Below are 14,945 nucleotides of genomic sequence, written 5' to 3' on the forward strand. Positions count from 1 at the left end.
GCGCTATCTCCCAGCGGTTGCGGTGGTTACTGCGGTTGTTGCTGCGGTTGCCGAATCGTGGTCGCGTGGGATCGGCACCTTCCGCCACGGCACCCGCTGCGGTTCCGCGTCGAGCGATGGCAGCTCAAAGTCGAAGCGCGACTTCACAGCGAGGATGATGAGGAGCAACCAACCGCTCTCGATGAGCATACGGCTCTCGGTGAGTGACTGCACCACGAGCGCGACCATGAGTAGGAACGGCCAGAGCGCGCTCGTTGCATACGGCAGCGGTGGGCCGAAGCCGCGGCGAGGCTGATCCACCGCGCGGAACCATACCCGCCAGAGCGTGAGAGCGACGAGCATGATGAACAGGACCAGTCCCACGATGCCGAGCTGCAGCCAGACATCGAGCCAGGCGTTGTGCGCGCTCATCACCTGTATCCGGCCCTGGACGTCGAGCGATTTGAACGGCTCGACCCAGGGGGCCCAGTAGCTGATCCAGCCCCAGCCGAACCACGGGCGCTGCTGCGCGAGCGCTGTGACCGCCTCCCAGGTGTCCATGCGTCCGGTGAGATCGCTGCTCTTGCCGAGCAGACCGAACAGGGCCCCGCGCGCGAACGTGAGCACCGCCGCGATAGCGGCGAGCATGGCCGCTCCCGTGATGTAGACGGGCAGCCGGCCCTCAGGTCCCGCGCGGCGCGCCCAGAGTGCGAACGCGAGCGCGACAACGACGGCCGCGAGCGCGACCGTCACGGTCGCTGAGCGAGTGAGCGCGAGTGCCGCAACCGCCATCGCGACCCAGAACCAGCCGGCGAAGCGGGTCACGAGCTTCGCGCGCAGCTGGATCGCAAACACGATGAGGCCGATGAGGCCGATGAACCCGAAAAGGGTCGAGCTGCCGACGAGGCCCTGGATGGGGCCGCCCTCGAAGAGAAGGTCGCGGCTCCAAAACAGCAGTTTGGGCGTGTTCCCCGACTCGTACGGTTCTTGCCACCAGGGGAGCAGTGGCTCGCGCACGAACACCGAAACCCAAAGCTCGAAGGCGAACGAGAGCCCAATCACGTAGCGCAGCGCGGTGCCGAGGGTGCGCAGCACCTCGTGCCACGTGAGCACGAACGCGAGCGTCACCGCGACAAAAGTGGTGAGCAGCTGCGCCGCCGTGCCGAGGACACTCTCGAACGTGTACTGCGACCAGAGGATCGACAGCGCCGCCAGAGCGAGGAACAGGTAGATCGGGGCCGGCAGACGGTACCAGCGGAAACGCTCGGGGCGGAGCCGCAGAAACAGCACCGCGCCGATCGCCGCGAGTGCGACCGCGCCGATGATGAACCCGGGCCACCACAGGAGATTTCGTACACCGTTACTGCCGAGTGCGAAGACGAACACGACGATTGCGTACGCGCTCACCCCAAGTCTCGTCTTGCTGTTGGCCATACCCGGTATGGTAGAGCATGCAAATACTGTAGGGGGCATGGTGCTGATCTTCATTGAGAATACGCCCCGCGCATACGCGTGGGGATCGACGGAAGCACTCCCTGAATTGCTCGGTCACGCTCCGACTGGGCAGCCCCAGGCAGAACTCTGGCTCGGCGATCATCCAGGAAGTCCCGCAAGCATCGCAAAGGCAACACCCGTACCGCATACGCTCATTGAACTCATCGAGCAGGATCCCGAACGCTACGGTGTCGACGGTGGACCATTGCCGTTTCTGCTGAAGGTGCTCGCCATCGGGGAGCCGCTTTCATTGCAAGCGCACCCCGACCTCGTGCAGGCCCGCGCGGGTTTCGCTGCCGAGAACGCGGCGGGCGTGCCGCTCGGTGCTGCGAACCGTAACTACCGTGACGACAACCACAAGCCCGAGCTGCTCGTCGCGCTCAGTGAAGTCACCGCTTTGAGTGGCTTCCGCCCGATTGCAGCGGCTGTCCATGATCTGCGGGCACTCGCCGCAGCCGCGCCGCAGGGCGCTGCGACGCTTGCGGCCATCGCAGACCGTCTCGTGGAAGCAGCGCCAGAAGTCGCGCGGCTCCGGTTTGTCGAGTGGGCGTTTGGTGAGTCAGCAGAGGTGAGCGAAGCACTACTCGGCATTGTCGACGCGATCGGAGAAGGGTCGCACCCCGGTATCGGCACGGACAGACTCGAATGCCTTCGCGATCTGCTGACACACTATCCCGGGGATCCCGGAGTCTTGGTGTCCCTGTTGCTTCATCTGGTGAGACTGGCGCCGGGGGAATCCGTCTACCTTGGAGCCAGACAGCTGCACGCGTATCAGAGCGGGATCGCCGTTGAGGTTATGGCTGCCTCAGATAACGTCTTGCGAGCGGGCCTCACTCAAAAGCACATCGACATCCCAGAGATGCTTCGAGTTCTCGACTTCGGCGAGCTTCCCGAACCCCGTATGTTTGCAGAAGAAGTCGCGCCCGGACTGTGTGCTTGGCGGCCGGGGGTTCCTGATTTTCAACTGTTCCGGGCGCGGGTAGCGAGCGGCAGCGAGGTTGCTCACGGAGCCGGCGTCGCCCGTGATGCTCTTTCGCTCGACGGGTCCCAGCTTGCAGACGCAGCCGAAGAAGTAACGCTGGAAGTCGACTCGCCGCTCGTGCTCATTGCGACCGCGGGCAGGGTGCTCGTGTCGCGCCCCGATGCCGAGCTCGCGGAGATGGCAAACGTAGCGCGAGGGCAGTCCCTCTACGTCTCCGCCGGGGAGCCCATCCGCCTCACCGGCAGCGGCGAGGTCTTCCTCGCAACCGTCGGGGCCTAGCCGGAGCTCACTCGCGCGTGGCCCCGGAGCCGCGCTCCCCGCATGACCACCCCCACTACCCCGATTAATCTGTTCCGACTCGAATTTGCCCTGCGCGGGGCTCGGACTAGAAAAATAGGGTCGGAGAGGGTGGGAACCGGGAGTGGCGTGCACGGAGCCGCGTGCCAGGAGCCGCGCGTTGGACGCAGCGTGCTGCGCGCCGGGGAGCGTTGCGGTGGGGACGCAGGAGGGCCCCGGCGCATGCGCCGGGGCCCTCCTGCTGAAGCGAAATCCGCCCGCGCTACTCCGAGAGCAGCGCCTGGATACGGCGGATGCCCTCAACGGTTGCGTCATCGCCGAGTGCGTAGCTGAAGCGGAGGTAACCTGACGGGCCGAACGCCTCGCCAGGAACCGCGGCAACCTCGGCCTCGGAGAGGATGAGGTCTGCGAGCTCGAGCGAGGTCCTCGGGGTGACTCCGCGAATCTCGCGGCCGAGTGCCTCGGTCACGTCGACGTACGCATAGAACGCGCCCTCGGGCATCGGGCAGTGGAAACCCGGAACCTTGTTGAGCGCCTCGACGATGAGCCCGCGGCGGCGCTCAAACGCCTGGCGCATCTCTTCGATGGGCTCCTGCGGGCCGTCGAGGGCAGCGGCTGCGGCGATCTGCGCGATGTTGTTGATGTTCGACGTCATGTGCGACTGCAGGTTCGCTGCACCCTTCACGAGGTCGGCGGGGCCGATGAGCCAGCCAATGCGCCAGCCGGTCATCGCGTACGTCTTCGCGACACCGTTCACGAGGATCGTGTTGTTTGCGAGCTCGGGAACGGCCTCAACGATCGAGATCGCGCGCACGCCGTCGTAGGTGAGGTTCTGGTAGATCTCGTCGGTCACGACGAGGAGATTGTTGGCCAGCGCCCACTCGCCGATCGCCTTCGTCTCCTCTGGCGTGTAGACCGCGCCGGTCGGGTTCGACGGCGAGCAGAACAGCAGGGCCTTGGTGCGGTCAGTGCGGGCCGCTTCGAGCTGGTCGACGGTCACCTTGTAGCCCTGGTCGGCTCCTGCGAAGACCTCCACCGGGGTGCCGTCGGCGAGCTGGATCTCTTCGGAGTAGCTCGTCCAGAACGGTGCCGGAAGAATGACCTCGTCGCCCGGGTCAAGGATCGTCTGGAAGGCCGAGTAGACGGCGTGCTTGCCGCCATTGGTGACGATGACCTGCGCTGGCGTAATGTCGAGGCCAGAGTCGCGCTTGGTCTTGCGCACGATGGCCTCGCGCAGCACGGGGAGGCCGACGGCCGGCGTGTAGCGGAAGTTCTTGGGGTCGTCGAGCGCCTTGCGGGCCGCGTCAACAATGTGTTCCGGGGTAGCGAAGTCAGGCTCGCCAGCGGCGAAGCTAATGACGGGGCGGCCTTCGGCTTGGAGCGCTTTGGCCTTCGAATCAACCTTGAGCGTGGCTGACTCTGCGATGGCGGAGATCTTCTTTGACAGGCGAGTGTTTTCGGTCACACGAATAGCCTACTCCTGCCCCGGCGGTGCAGGGTATTCGTTTCGCCGGCCTCCGCCCTTCGATGGCGGTAGCGGCGCGCGGCCTGCAACTTCAGTTCGACAACGCCGCGCGAATCGCGTACAGTTATTCCTAGGCATTGACTTCTGCCATTATCGATTGTGCCCAAAACGCTTTCGATACGGCAGGGGTTATCCCTTTAGGGTGGTGGCGCAATTGGTAGCGCAACGGTCTCCAAAACCGTAGGTTGCAGGTTCGAGTCCTGTCCGCCCTGCCACTCCCGGATGCGAATCCGGGGCACTGAAAGGACATCCGATGAGCAGCACTGAACTCGCTGAGAACGGCGGAAACGTCGAGCCAGCGAAGAATGATGACCGCAAGCGCGGCTTCTTCGGTCGAATCATCCTGTTCATTCAGCAGGTTCTGTCAGAGCTGAAGAAGGTTGTTACCCCGACCCGCAAGGAGCTCGTCAGGTACACGCTCGTCGTGCTCGCCTTCGTGATCATCATGATGGCGCTGGTCTGGGTTCTGGATAAGGCCTTTGGCTGGGTCACCCTCTTCGTCTTCGGCACGCCGCTGCGCTAGGCGCAAACAGCTGCACTCAGCCCAGACGATCCACACCCGCAACGAACGAGAAGGCACCACTGAGATGACGCCCGAGAACAGCACTACACCCGAGGCAGACCTCGACGCAGCGCTTGACGCGCTGGCGAACGTGGCCGACCCCGAGGTCGACGCGGCAGTCGAAGACGCGCTCGATATTGATTCCGTCGACGAGGCAGAAGCAGCAGCGAACGCCATCGTTGATGAGGGAACTGAGGATTCAGAAGCCGCCGAGGGCGGCGAAGAGGCCGAGTCGGCTGAGGATCCCTACAAGGCATTCAAGAAGGACCTGCGCCGTCGCCCGGGTAAGTGGTTTGTGATCCACACCTACGCCGGCTACGAGCGCAAGGTGAAGTCCAACCTCTGGAACCGTCGCGAGGTCATGGGTGCCGTAGATGATATCTACGAGATCCAGGTCCCGATGGAAGAGGTCATGGAGGTCAAGAACGGCCAGCGCAAGATGGTGACCCGCGTGCGGATCCCCGGCTACGTGCTCGTCCGCATGAATCTCACCGAGAGCACCTGGTCCGTCGTTCGCCACACCCCCGGTGTCACCGGCTTCGTGGGCAACGCGCACAACCCGGTTCCGCTCCGCCTGAACGAGGCCTTCGAGATGCTCAAGAGCACCGTCGAGCTCGAGCCCTCGGCCACCGCCAAGGGCAAGGCTCCCGCAAACGCGGTTGCCATGGGCCAGGTCGAGATCGACTTCGAGATCGGCGAGACCATCACCATCAAGTCGGGCTCCTTCGAAGGCCTGCCCGGCACGATCAGCGAGATCAACCCGGCAGCTGGCAAGCTCACCGTGCTCGTCTCGCTCTTCGAACGTGAGACCCCGGTCGAGCTCGGCTTCGACCAGGTCACGAAGATGGTCTAACGCTGATAACTGCAGTATCCGCTAAAACGCGCGTCGCCCTTTGGGACAACGCGCGTTTTGCGCTTATTGTGCTGGTCGTCGTCGGGCACCTCATTTCGACCGTGCGCACGGACACCGAGTTCGGGTTTGCGCTCTACGCCTACATCTACCTGTTCCACATGCCAGCGATGATCGCGCTCTCCGGGCTGTTCTTGAAGCCGAAGGTGACGCCGAAGGCGATCAACTCGACGGTGCAGCTGCTCGTCGCCTGGCTCGCGTGGGAGGGTATTTGGGCGGTAATGCGCGGCCTGGTGGAGGGCAAGCAGCTCAGCCAGAGCTTCCTCGTGACCCCGTCGTGGACGCTGTGGTTTCTGGTGACGCTTGCGACAATGCGGATCCTGCTGCCGTACATTGCTCGGTTGAAGCACCCCCTGTTGGTCTCGACGGCGCTCGCGCTCATCGCACCGCTCTCGCCCGCGATCGGCGTGGAGTTTTCCGCTGCGCGCACGCTCGCATTCCTGCCGTTCTTCGTCGGAGCCTGGCTTGCCCGCGAGCGCGGCTGGTTCTCGCGAGAGTGGTTTGCGACCCCGAACGGGGCCGTGCGCGCTGCTGCGTGGGGTCTGCTCGTATCCGTCGCGCTCGGGCTCACGGCGCTCGCGCTCACCCCGGCGGGCCTGAAAGGCTCGTGGCGCATCGACCGCTGGTTGACGCACCGCGACAGCTACGCCTGGATGTTTGACAATGCCCCCCTCGGTGCATGGAACGCGAACGGCCCAGGAGTCGTCGGGTGGTTCGGCCTCGCGGCAGGCGGGATGCTGGTTGGCGCAATTCTCGTGGCTGTCGCCGCAGCTATGACCCTCGCGCTGCTCCTTGTGGTGCCGCGGAAGCGCTCGGTGTTCACTGTGTGGGGCGCTCGCACCCTCTCCGTCTACTTGCTGCACGGTGTCGTCGTGTGGGCGCTGCGTGGGTCTGGCTTCGTCGATGCGGTCGGTTCGCTGGGATGGATCGGGATCGTGCTGCTCTCACTCGTTGCCGTCGCGATCGCGGCTGTGCTCTCGACACGGATCGTCTCGCGGGTCTTCGGACCCATCATTGAACCGCGCATCGACTGGCTGTTCAGGCCCGCTCCGGCCGCTCACAAGAAGTAGGCCCAGCCCGTCAGCCTCAATTCGGCTGTGTTACGGTCGAAGCATGCGTGAAGCCTCACCACGCCCGCAGCAACCAGCGGTCTGGCCGATCATCCTCTGCATCGCGGTGACGGCGATCGCGGGGGCCGTGTTGGTGCTCTTGCCCCCGTGGCTCCTCGGCGGCGCTGACCCGAAGCTGTGGGGTGCAGCCGCGGGGCTCGCAATCCTTGTGATCGGGTTCGGAGCGCTGGGGATCCGCCTCCGCGCAGCGCTCGGGACAGGGCGCTAACAGCCCTTCGCGCTTGAAGGCGCAGCGGCTGCCGGCCCGGCGAGGGAGGGTTCGCGCGCCGCGGCCTACTCGGCTACTACGGCGTCCTGCGGCACGAGCAGCTGGTGCTGCGCCAGCTCGCGATACAGCGGCACCGAGTCGACGAGTTCCGCGTGCGTGCCCTCGCCGATGACCCGCCCATCGTCGACGACGATGATCTTGTCGGAGTCGACCACGGTCGAGAGCCGGTGCGCGATGACCACGAGGGTGCGGCCGGTCGCGACCGAGTCGAGGGCCTCGCGCATGAGCCGCTCGTTCACGCCGTCGAGCGATGCGGTCGACTCGTCGAGGAGCAGGATCGGGGGAGCGGTGAGGAGCGCCCGCGCGATCGCGAGGCGCTGCTTCTCACCGCCGGAGAGCATGAGGCCGTTCTCGCCGACCTGCGCGTCGAGGCCGCTCTCGAGCCCGCCCGTCGCGGCAGAGCGGTCGAGCACGCCGCCGAGGTTGACGGCTCGCAGCACGCGCTCGCACGCGGCATCGGTCGCGTTCGGCGAGGCGAGCAGCAGGTTGTCGCGGAGGGTTCCGGCGAGCACGGGAGCATCCTGCTCGACGTAGCCGAGCTGTGCCCGAAGCTCGCTGCGGTCGAGGGTGCGCAGGTCTGCCCCGAAGAGCGAGACGGCACCCGAATCGGGGTCGTAGAAGCGCTCGATGAGGCCGAGCACGGTCGACTTGCCTGCTCCTGAGGGCCCCACGAGGGCGACCCGTGTGCCACGTGGAACATCGAAGGAGATGCCGTGCAGCACGGGGGTCTCGACGATCTCGGCGGGGATGGCCGCGGCGTCACGGCCGGCGCGGCCACGCACGAGCTCGCGCGCATCGACGCGGTCGGGGGCTGCAGAGCGGTAGGTGAAGCGCACGTCGTCGAAGCGGATCGCGGGGGCAGTCTCGTCGCGTGCTGCGTCGAGCGCCACGATGCTTCCCGAAGGCGAGAGCGTAGGATCGTGATCGGTCTCAGCGCTCAGGCCGTCGATCTCCTGGATGCGGCCGAGCGCGCCCAGCGCCTGGTTCACGGCGGCGAATGCGCCGAATGCCTGGCCGAGCGGCGTGATCATCATGAACAGGAAGATCACGAAGGTGACGAGCTGGCTCACACCGATCGCGCCGGAAGCGACGCGGTAGCCGCCAAAGCCGAGCACCGACAGCAGCGAGACCTGCAGCGCGATGAACGAGATCGGCACGATGAGCGCGGAGATCCTGGCGATCTTCAGCCCGAAGCCGTAGGCCTCTTCGGCCTGCTGCTCGATCGCTGCCTGCTCGCGATCGGCGGCACCGGCGGCGCGGATGGTGCGCATCGAGCCGATAGCCCGATCCACCGCGGCGGCGAGATCGCCAACCTTCTCCTGCGCCTGTGAGACCGCGGGGCGGATGCGGCCAGCGAGCAGCACGACAACGACGAGTGACACACCGATGATGCCAAAGGTGATGAGGAATAGCACGGGATCGATGATGAGCATCCCGATGAGTGCGCCGACAAACAAGAGCGAGCCGCCGACTGCTTCGACGAGGCCCTGCGTGAGCACCGCGCGGAGCAGTGTCGTGTCGGAGCCGACGCGCGAGACGAGGTCGCCGGTGCGGCGGCGGTCGAACTCAGAGATCGGCAGGTGCAGGATCTTCGCGATGAGCCGACGTCGCGAGCGCAGCACGACGCCCTCGCCCATGCGCTGGAGCAGATAGTGCTGATAGCCGTCGAGGATCGCGCCAAGCACGACGATCACGACGAGGATCGCGACGAGCGCACCCAGCGGGCGGGCGTCTTGCACGCGCTCGATGACCTGGCCGACGAGCAGAGGTTGTGAGAGCGACACGACCGCGCTCACGAGGCTCAGCACGATGATGAACGTGAGGAGGCCCCGCTGTTCGAACAGGTAGGGGAGAAGCTGCTTGAAGGAGGCCCTGGGGCCCGTCTGTTTCGCGCCGCGCTGCCGTGCTCCGCGGGGCTTCGAACGGGAGGTCTTCGGGGCATCGGCCGCGACACGCGGAGGATGCTGCGATGCGGCTTCTGACACGCACTCACTCTACCCAGAGCCGATGCGCGATCGCTGAGAAAAAACGCTGCTCACTCCGGCAAAGAAGGATCCCCCGCCGGGTGGGAGAACCACCCAGCGAGGGATCCGTACTGAAGCGGCGTGTCAGGCGCCTGAGCGGATGGCGCGCAGCTGCACCGCGAGGTGCAGGGCGGCCTCCCCGGCCTCCTGCCCCTTCGACTCGATCGAGCCTGTGAGGCCCGAACGGTCGAAGGCTTGCTGCTCGTTGTCGGTGGTGAGCACACCGAAGCCCACGGGGCGGCCCGCATCGAGCTGGACGCGGGTGAGGCCGTCGGTGACCGCGTTCGCGACGTAGTCGAAGTGCGGGGTGCCGCCGCGGATGATCACGCCAAGGCAGACCGCCGCGTCGAAGCCGCCTCCGCCCTGCGCCGCGGGGGTCAGCGCAGCCTGGGCGGCTGCGGGCAACTCGAAGGCTCCGGCGACGCGGAAGAGCGCGTGCTCAGCGCCCGACGCCCGCACGGTCTCTTCCGCGCCGGCGATGAGGCCGTCCATGACTTCCGTGTGCCAACTGCCAGCGATGATGGCGACGCGCAGGCCGCTCGCGTCAACGGCGAGGCTCGGAACTCCTGCTCCACTCATGCGTTTCTACTACTTTCTATCGTTCGTGCGGGGACGTGCCGGGGCGTGCGGCTTAGAGGTCGCCCGCGGGGAGCTGGTGCCCCATGCGGTCGCGCTTTGCCTGCAGGTAGCCCCGGTTCTGCTCGGTGACGCCGACGAACAGCGGCACGCGGTCGGCGATTGTGAGCCCGTGGCCCTCGAGCTGCGCGACCTTGTCGGGGTTATTGGTGAGCAGGAGCACGTCGCTCACACCGAGGTCGGCAAGGATCTCTGCGGCCGCGGTGTAGTCGCGGGCGTCGGCGGGTAGGCCGAGCTGCAGGTTCGCGTCGAGCGTGTCGATGCCCTGCTCCTGCAGCTGGTAGGCGCGAAGCTTGTTCGCGAGGCCGATGCCGCGCCCCTCCTGGCCGCGCAGGTAGACGACGACGCCGCCGCGTTCGTTGACGAGGTCGAGCGAGGCATCGAGCTGCGGGCCGCACTCGCACTTGAGCGAGCCGAAGGCCTCGCCCGTGATGCACTCGGAGTGCACGCGCACGAGCGCGCCCTTGCCGGGGACCGAGCCGTCGGGGTTCGCGGCGACGAGCGCGATGTGGTCGACGCCTGCCCGGCGGTCGCGGTACGCGAGCGCGCGGAAGTCGCCGTGCTCGGTCGGGAGCAGCGTGTCTGCGCGGAGGCTGACGCGGCGCGAGTGGCCCTGGGTCGCGGGGGATCCCTCGGGGTCGTGCTCGCCGAGGTACGCGATGAGCTGCTCGATCGTGACGACCGGAACGCCCTCGGCGCCACCGAGCTCGATGAGGCCGGGCAGGCGCATCATTTCGCCGTCGTCGGCGACGATCTCGGCGATGATGGCAACCTCGCGGAGGCCTGCGAGACGCATGAGCTCGACTGCCGCCTCGGTGTGGCCGTCGCGGGCGCGGACGCCGCCGTCGACCGCACGGAGCGGGAGGATGTGGCCGGGGCGGTTGACATCGGTCGGCACAGCGTCGGGGTTGGCGAGCACACGCGCGGTGGTGGCGCGGTCGCTTGCGCTGATGCCGGTGGTGACGCCCTCGGCCGCGTCGACGGTGACGGTGTAGGCGGTGCCGCGCGCGTCTTCGTTGCGCTCGACCATCATCGGGAGGTCGAGCTGGTCGGCGATCTCGTTCGTCATGGGGGCGCAGAGCAGCCCGGAGGAGTGGTGCACGGTCCAGGCGATCCACTCGGCGGAGGCGAGCTCGGCGGAGATGATCACGTCGCCCTCGTTCTCGCGATCCTCATTGTCGGCAACAATAACCGGGCGGCCTGCCTTGATTGCTTCGATGGCCTCTTCGATCGAGGCGATGCCCTCGGTGCGTGCGGTAGTCATTCGGTGTCCTTAAGGTTTTCTTGTGTGTCTTGGGTGCCGCGGCTACGCGTTGTCTTGGAAACTGAGCATACGCTCGACGTGGCGGGCAATGAGATCTGTTTCGACATTGACGTTGTCGCCGGGGGTGAGCGCGCCGAGCGTGGTTGCCTCGAGCGTCTCCGGGATCAGCGATACCTCGAACCACTGCTCCGGCTCGCTCGCGGGCGAGATTGCCGAGACGGTGAGTGAGGTGCCCGAGAGCGTCACGGATCCCTTGTCGACGAGCAGCGGCGCGAGCTCACGCGAGATGGCGAAGCGGAGCGTGCGCCAGGCGTCGCCGTCCTCGGAGGTGAGCAGCGTCGCGGTGCCGTCCACGTGCCCCTGCACGATGTGGCCGCCGAGCCGGGTGTCGAGGCGGGCTGCGCGCTCGAGGTTCACGCGGCTGCCGGGAGCGAGCTCGCCGAGCGTCGACATCCGGATCGACTGCGCCATCACATCGGCGCTGAACGTGCCGCGCCCCTGCGCATCCGTGCCCTGCTCGATGACGGTGAGGCAGACGCCCGACACCGCGATCGATGCCCCATGGGTCGCGTCGCTCGTGACGAGCGGGCCCGCGACCGTGAGGCGCAGCGAGTCGCCGATCGGCGTGACGGCGACGATCTCGCCGATTTCTTCAATGAGTCCGGTGAACACTAGCGAATCTCCTTCTGGGCGGATGAGGCGATGATGAGTAGGTCTGGGCCGAGTTGTTCGGTGTGCGTGAATTCGAGGCGGTGGATCCCGGTCATCGACGCGATCCCCAGGTCGCCGACGGCGAGCCGCGGGCCGCCGAGCAGCGCGGGAGCGATGTAGACGAGCAGCTCGTCGACGAGGCCCGCGCGCAAGAGCGAACTCACGATGTGGGGGCCGCCTTCGACAAAGACGCTCTCGATCCCGAGCGTGCCGAGGGAAGCAAGATCGGCCGCGAGATCATTGCCCGACAGCCGGATCGGCTCGGGGAAACGCTCACCGAGCGCGGGGTGCGCGAGCACGCGGGCGCCGGAGGGGATCGCGCGGGATCCAACGACGACCGGCACCGGCTGCTCGGCCGCGGGCACGAGCAGCTCGCCTTCGGGCGTTCGCGCGGTGAGCGAAGGATCGTCGGCGAGCAGCGTGCCGGTGCCGACGAGGATCGCGGCCGCGTCCGCGCGCCTACGATGCACGTCGGCGCGTGCGGCGGGGCCGGTGATCCACTGGCTCGACCCGTCGGCGGCTGCGGCGCGGCCGTCGAGGGTCTGCGCCCACTTCACGATGACGCGGGGAAGCTTAGCCACGAGCATCGCCTCCCTGGCGTGCGAGCCACGGCGCAAGGAACGCGCGAACTTCGTCCTCGAGGATGCTGCCCGTGACCGTGACGCCCGCCGCCCGTAGCGTCTCGCCGCCGCCGCTGGACTTCTCTCCGGTGTCGGAGAGACCGAATGCGACCGCGCCGATCCTTGCGGTGCGAAGCGCCACGGCGCAGGGCCCCGTGCGGCCGGTGTGATTGCACGGCTCAAGCGTGACGACGGCGGTGAGGGTTGCCGGATCCAGCCCCGCGGGGAGTAGCGCGAGCGCCATCGCCTCTGCGTGCGCGGTGCCCGCTCCCTGATGCCAACCCTCGGCGACAGTGTCGCCCGCGGCGTCAAGGATCACGCAGCCAACCTGCGGGTTCTCGTTCCCGGCGGGGCCGCGCTCCGCGAGCGCGAGTGCGCGACGCATAGCTGACTCAATCACCTCGGGTGAGAGTACGTGCGCGGCAGGCATGCGATCCCTTTCGGCAGCCCGGGCACGGGGTACACGAAGCGTCGCTTCGAACCCCCGCGTTCCTCCTATCCGGACTTGTGCGCGAGCTTTCGCCCCACACATCACCGTCGGTGCCGGAATTACACCGGCTCAGCCTCGCGGATGCGAGGGTCGCGGACTTTCACCGCCGGTTCGGAATCCCACCGACCCCGGAACACTCCTCACAGCATAGCGCGGAGCGCGCTGGGAGGGTACAGCGAACGCTACGGGCGAAACCGGGGAATACGGCTGCGAGAATGGAAAGCACCGCACACTGGTGTCGCGTTTCGGCACTGGCCACAGGTACCGCAGGCCGGGGCTGCATGGCGGTGCCGGACACAGGCGCCGCACGGCGGTGCCGCACAACGGGAGGTATGCAATGTCAGCAGACCCAGCGGCTCAGCCCTGGCTCGTCGTCATCGACCCGCAGGTGATCTTCGCCGACCCGCGATCAGAGTGGGGCTCACCGTTTTTCGCTGAGGCGTTCGTGAACATGCGCCGCCTCGCGGCCGCGGCCGGCGACCGGGTGCTCGTGACCCGCTGGCTACCCACCGGCGACCGCGACACCGCCTGGGGCGAGTACTTCGCCGCGTGGCCGTTCGCCGACAAACCCGCGGACGATCCGCTGTTCCAGCTCGTGCCCGAGGCGCACGAGATCTCGCCGCACCCCACGCTCGACCTACCGACGTTTGGCAAGTGGGGAGCCGAGCTCGAAGCGATCACGGCTGGCGCTCCGGTCGTGCTTGCCGGGGTGTCCACCGACTGCTGCGTGATCTCGACCGCGCTCGCCGGAGCCGATGCTGGCGCGCGGATCGCGATCGCTGAAGATGCCTGCGCCGGATCCACCGGCGAAAACCACGCGGCAGCGCTCCACGTGATGCGGCTCTACCCGCCTCAGCTCACCATCGCGGACACCGCTGCCTGCGTGGAGCTGTTGCGGGCGTAGCGGTGCGGCAGCGTCTTCTGGTCACTGTGCGCCATATCGGGGTGCGAAACTCGCCGGTTTTGGCGCTCAGTGACCAGAAGACGCGGGGGTTGGAGCGGCGCGTTACCGCCGGGCGAGGCCCATGCGGTCGTAGACGAGGTTCAGCGTCGTGTTCGCGATCTCGTTTGCGCGGTCTGCGCCGCGGGCAAGCAGGCGGTCGAGCTCGGCCGGATCGGCCATGAGCTCCTCTGTGCGCTCGCGCACCGGTGCGAGCGACGACTCGACGACCTCCGCGACTGCCTTCTTCAGGTGGCCGTAGCCCTGGCCGGCGAACTCCTGCTCGAGCGCGTCGATCGAGCGCTCGCCGAGCACCGAGAGGATCGTGAGCAGGTTTGACACCCCCGGCTTCGCTTCGCGGTCGAAGCGAATCTCGTCGCCGTCGTCGGTCACCGCGCGCATGATCTTCTTCGTCGTCACCTTTGCGGGGTCGAGCACCTTGATGAGGCCAGCCTCGGTCTCGGCAGACTTCGACATCTTCGCGTTCGGGTTCTGCAGGTCGTAGATCTTCGCGACGGTCTTCGGGATCTGCGCCTCGGGCAGCACAAACGTGTCGCCGAAGCGTGAGTTGAAGCGGTTCGCGAGGTCACGGGTGAGCTCGACGTGCTGGCGCTGGTCCTCGCCGACGGGCACCTGTTCTGCCTGGTACAGCAGAATATCGGCGGCCATGAGCACGGGGTACGTGAACAGGCCCACCGAGGCGGCGTCGGAGCCGTGCCGCTTCGACTTGTCCTTGAACTGGGTCATGCGGCCCGCCTCGCCGAAGCCGGTGAGGGTATTGAGCACCCACGCGAGCTCGGCGTGTGCCGGCACGTGCGATTGGATAAAGAGCGTCGACTTCTCGGGGTCGATGCCAGCCGCAATGTACTGGGCAGCGGTGCGGCGGGTGCGCTCGATGAGCTCATTCGGATCTTGCGGCACGGTGATCGCGTGGAGGTTTACCACGCAGAAGATCGCGTCGAAGTCTTCCTGCATCTTCGTCCACTGGCTCAGCGCGCCAATGTAGTTGCCGAGCTGGAGGGAGTCGCTCGAGGGCTGCATCCCGGAAAAAATGACTGGCTTGCTATTCATGTGTGTAACTGCGTTCCTATGACAAGTGTGGGGGCCGCGCTG

At 66.9% G+C, this 14,945-nt stretch carries 15 protein-coding genes, 1 tRNA gene and 1 riboswitch; of the genes, 7 read left to right on the forward strand and 9 right to left on the reverse strand.

What is annotated here, in order from left to right; all coding sequences use genetic code 11:
• Positions 1-3: 3 nt before the first annotated feature.
• The gene (locus ACI1US_RS04745) at positions 4-1,413 is read right to left on the reverse strand and encodes an O-antigen ligase family protein (protein WP_461638575.1); all 1,410 of its coding nucleotides are present in this window, start codon (positions 1,411-1,413) and stop codon (positions 4-6) included.
• A 37-nt stretch (positions 1,414-1,450) separates the two neighbouring features.
• On the opposite strand from ACI1US_RS04745, the gene manA reads away from it, so the two are divergent.
• Positions 1,451-2,734: a mannose-6-phosphate isomerase, class I gene (gene manA, locus ACI1US_RS04750; RefSeq protein WP_461638577.1), complete on the forward strand. Its 1,284-nt coding sequence runs from the start codon at positions 1,451-1,453 to the stop codon at positions 2,732-2,734.
• Between the two features lie 280 nt (positions 2,735-3,014).
• Here the strand turns inward: manA and ACI1US_RS04755 are convergent, their stop codons facing one another.
• Positions 3,015-4,217, reverse strand: a complete 1,203-nt coding sequence (locus tag ACI1US_RS04755) for a pyridoxal phosphate-dependent aminotransferase (RefSeq protein WP_416549904.1) — start codon at positions 4,215-4,217, stop codon at positions 3,015-3,017.
• Positions 4,218-4,416: 199 nt separating this feature from the next.
• Between ACI1US_RS04755 and ACI1US_RS04760 the strand changes: the two genes are divergently transcribed.
• The 5 genes from ACI1US_RS04760 to ACI1US_RS04780 all read left to right on the forward strand — a co-directional run bounded on the left by ACI1US_RS04760 (position 4,417) and on the right by ACI1US_RS04780 (position 7,087).
• Positions 4,417-4,492: transfer RNA gene (locus ACI1US_RS04760), tRNA-Trp, on the forward strand.
• Between the two features lie 38 nt (positions 4,493-4,530).
• Positions 4,531-4,800, forward strand: coding sequence for a preprotein translocase subunit SecE (secE, locus tag ACI1US_RS04765; protein WP_416549903.1), 270 nt, complete (start codon positions 4,531-4,533; stop codon positions 4,798-4,800).
• 64 nt (positions 4,801-4,864) lie between these two features.
• Complete coding sequence (gene nusG / locus ACI1US_RS04770; protein WP_416549902.1) at positions 4,865-5,692, forward strand: transcription termination/antitermination protein NusG; 828 nt, start codon at positions 4,865-4,867, stop codon at positions 5,690-5,692.
• A gap of 5 nt (positions 5,693-5,697) precedes the next feature.
• Positions 5,698-6,819: an acyltransferase family protein gene (locus ACI1US_RS04775; protein ID WP_461638632.1), complete on the forward strand. Its 1,122-nt coding sequence runs from the start codon at positions 5,698-5,700 to the stop codon at positions 6,817-6,819.
• A gap of 43 nt (positions 6,820-6,862) precedes the next feature.
• Positions 6,863-7,087 carry a hypothetical protein gene (locus tag ACI1US_RS04780; RefSeq protein WP_461638580.1) on the forward strand — a complete coding sequence of 75 codons (225 nt, stop codon included), beginning with the start codon at positions 6,863-6,865 and terminating at the stop codon, positions 7,085-7,087.
• A 65-nt stretch (positions 7,088-7,152) separates the two neighbouring features.
• Here ACI1US_RS04780 and ACI1US_RS04785 read toward each other — a convergent pair whose 3' ends face one another.
• The 6 genes from ACI1US_RS04785 to ACI1US_RS04810 all read right to left on the reverse strand — a co-directional run bounded on the left by ACI1US_RS04785 (position 7,153) and on the right by ACI1US_RS04810 (position 12,832).
• Positions 7,153-9,132, reverse strand: coding sequence for an ABC transporter ATP-binding protein (locus ACI1US_RS04785; RefSeq protein ID WP_461638582.1), 1,980 nt, complete (start codon positions 9,130-9,132; stop codon positions 7,153-7,155).
• A gap of 123 nt (positions 9,133-9,255) precedes the next feature.
• Complete coding sequence (gene ribH / locus ACI1US_RS04790; RefSeq protein ID WP_416549900.1) at positions 9,256-9,750, reverse strand: 6,7-dimethyl-8-ribityllumazine synthase; 495 nt, start codon at positions 9,748-9,750, stop codon at positions 9,256-9,258.
• A 52-nt stretch (positions 9,751-9,802) separates the two neighbouring features.
• Entirely contained in the window at positions 9,803-11,071 is a 1,269-nt protein-coding gene (gene ribB, locus ACI1US_RS04795; RefSeq protein ID WP_416549899.1) for a 3,4-dihydroxy-2-butanone-4-phosphate synthase, read from the reverse strand.
• 42 nt (positions 11,072-11,113) lie between these two features.
• Positions 11,114-11,743 carry a riboflavin synthase gene (locus ACI1US_RS04800; protein WP_416549898.1) on the reverse strand — a complete coding sequence of 210 codons (630 nt, stop codon included), beginning with the start codon at positions 11,741-11,743 and terminating at the stop codon, positions 11,114-11,116.
• Entirely contained in the window at positions 11,743-12,363 is a 621-nt protein-coding gene (locus ACI1US_RS04805) for a RibD family protein (RefSeq protein ID WP_461638585.1), read from the reverse strand. Before ACI1US_RS04805 ends, ACI1US_RS04800 begins: the two co-directional genes overlap by 1 nt.
• Entirely contained in the window at positions 12,356-12,832 is a 477-nt protein-coding gene (locus ACI1US_RS04810; RefSeq protein WP_461638587.1) for a bifunctional diaminohydroxyphosphoribosylaminopyrimidine deaminase/5-amino-6-(5-phosphoribosylamino)uracil reductase RibD, read from the reverse strand. The genes ACI1US_RS04805 and ACI1US_RS04810 overlap by 8 nt, the downstream gene beginning before the upstream one ends.
• Positions 12,833-12,885: 53 nt before the next feature.
• Positions 12,886-13,032, reverse strand: a riboswitch (FMN riboswitch).
• Between the two features lie 197 nt (positions 13,033-13,229).
• Between ACI1US_RS04810 and ACI1US_RS04815 the strand changes: the two genes are divergently transcribed.
• Positions 13,230-13,796 (forward strand): cysteine hydrolase family protein, encoded by a 567-nt coding sequence (locus ACI1US_RS04815; RefSeq protein WP_461638589.1) that lies wholly within the window; start codon positions 13,230-13,232, stop codon positions 13,794-13,796.
• Positions 13,797-13,898: 102 nt separating this feature from the next.
• On the opposite strand, the gene trpS is transcribed toward ACI1US_RS04815, so the two are convergent.
• Positions 13,899-14,903: a tryptophan--tRNA ligase gene (gene trpS, locus ACI1US_RS04820; RefSeq protein WP_416549896.1), complete on the reverse strand. Its 1,005-nt coding sequence runs from the start codon at positions 14,901-14,903 to the stop codon at positions 13,899-13,901.
• Between the last annotated feature and the right edge of the window lie 42 nt (positions 14,904-14,945).

It is taken from the genome of Leucobacter sp. BZR 635, assembly GCF_048061935.2.
GTDB lineage: Bacteria > Actinomycetota > Actinomycetes > Actinomycetales > Microbacteriaceae > Leucobacter.

Coding starts and splice junctions, on each gene's coding strand:
- ACI1US_RS04745 (WP_461638575.1), bottom strand. CDS start 1,413: ATGGCCAACAGCAAGACGAGACTTGGGGTGAGCGCGTACGCAATCGTC.
- manA (WP_461638577.1), top strand. CDS start 1,451: ATGGTGCTGATCTTCATTGAGAATACGCCCCGCGCATACGCGTGGGGA.
- secE (WP_416549903.1), top strand. CDS start 4,531: ATGAGCAGCACTGAACTCGCTGAGAACGGCGGAAACGTCGAGCCAGCG.
- nusG (WP_416549902.1), top strand. CDS start 4,865: ATGACGCCCGAGAACAGCACTACACCCGAGGCAGACCTCGACGCAGCG.
- ACI1US_RS04780 (WP_461638580.1), top strand. CDS start 6,863: ATGCGTGAAGCCTCACCACGCCCGCAGCAACCAGCGGTCTGGCCGATC.
- ribH (WP_416549900.1), bottom strand. CDS start 9,750: ATGAGTGGAGCAGGAGTTCCGAGCCTCGCCGTTGACGCGAGCGGCCTG.
- ribB (WP_416549899.1), bottom strand. CDS start 11,071: ATGACTACCGCACGCACCGAGGGCATCGCCTCGATCGAAGAGGCCATC.
- ACI1US_RS04810 (WP_461638587.1), bottom strand. CDS start 12,832: ATGCCTGCCGCGCACGTACTCTCACCCGAGGTGATTGAGTCAGCTATG.
- ACI1US_RS04815 (WP_461638589.1), top strand. CDS start 13,230: ATGTCAGCAGACCCAGCGGCTCAGCCCTGGCTCGTCGTCATCGACCCG.
- trpS (WP_416549896.1), bottom strand. CDS start 14,903: ATGAATAGCAAGCCAGTCATTTTTTCCGGGATGCAGCCCTCGAGCGAC.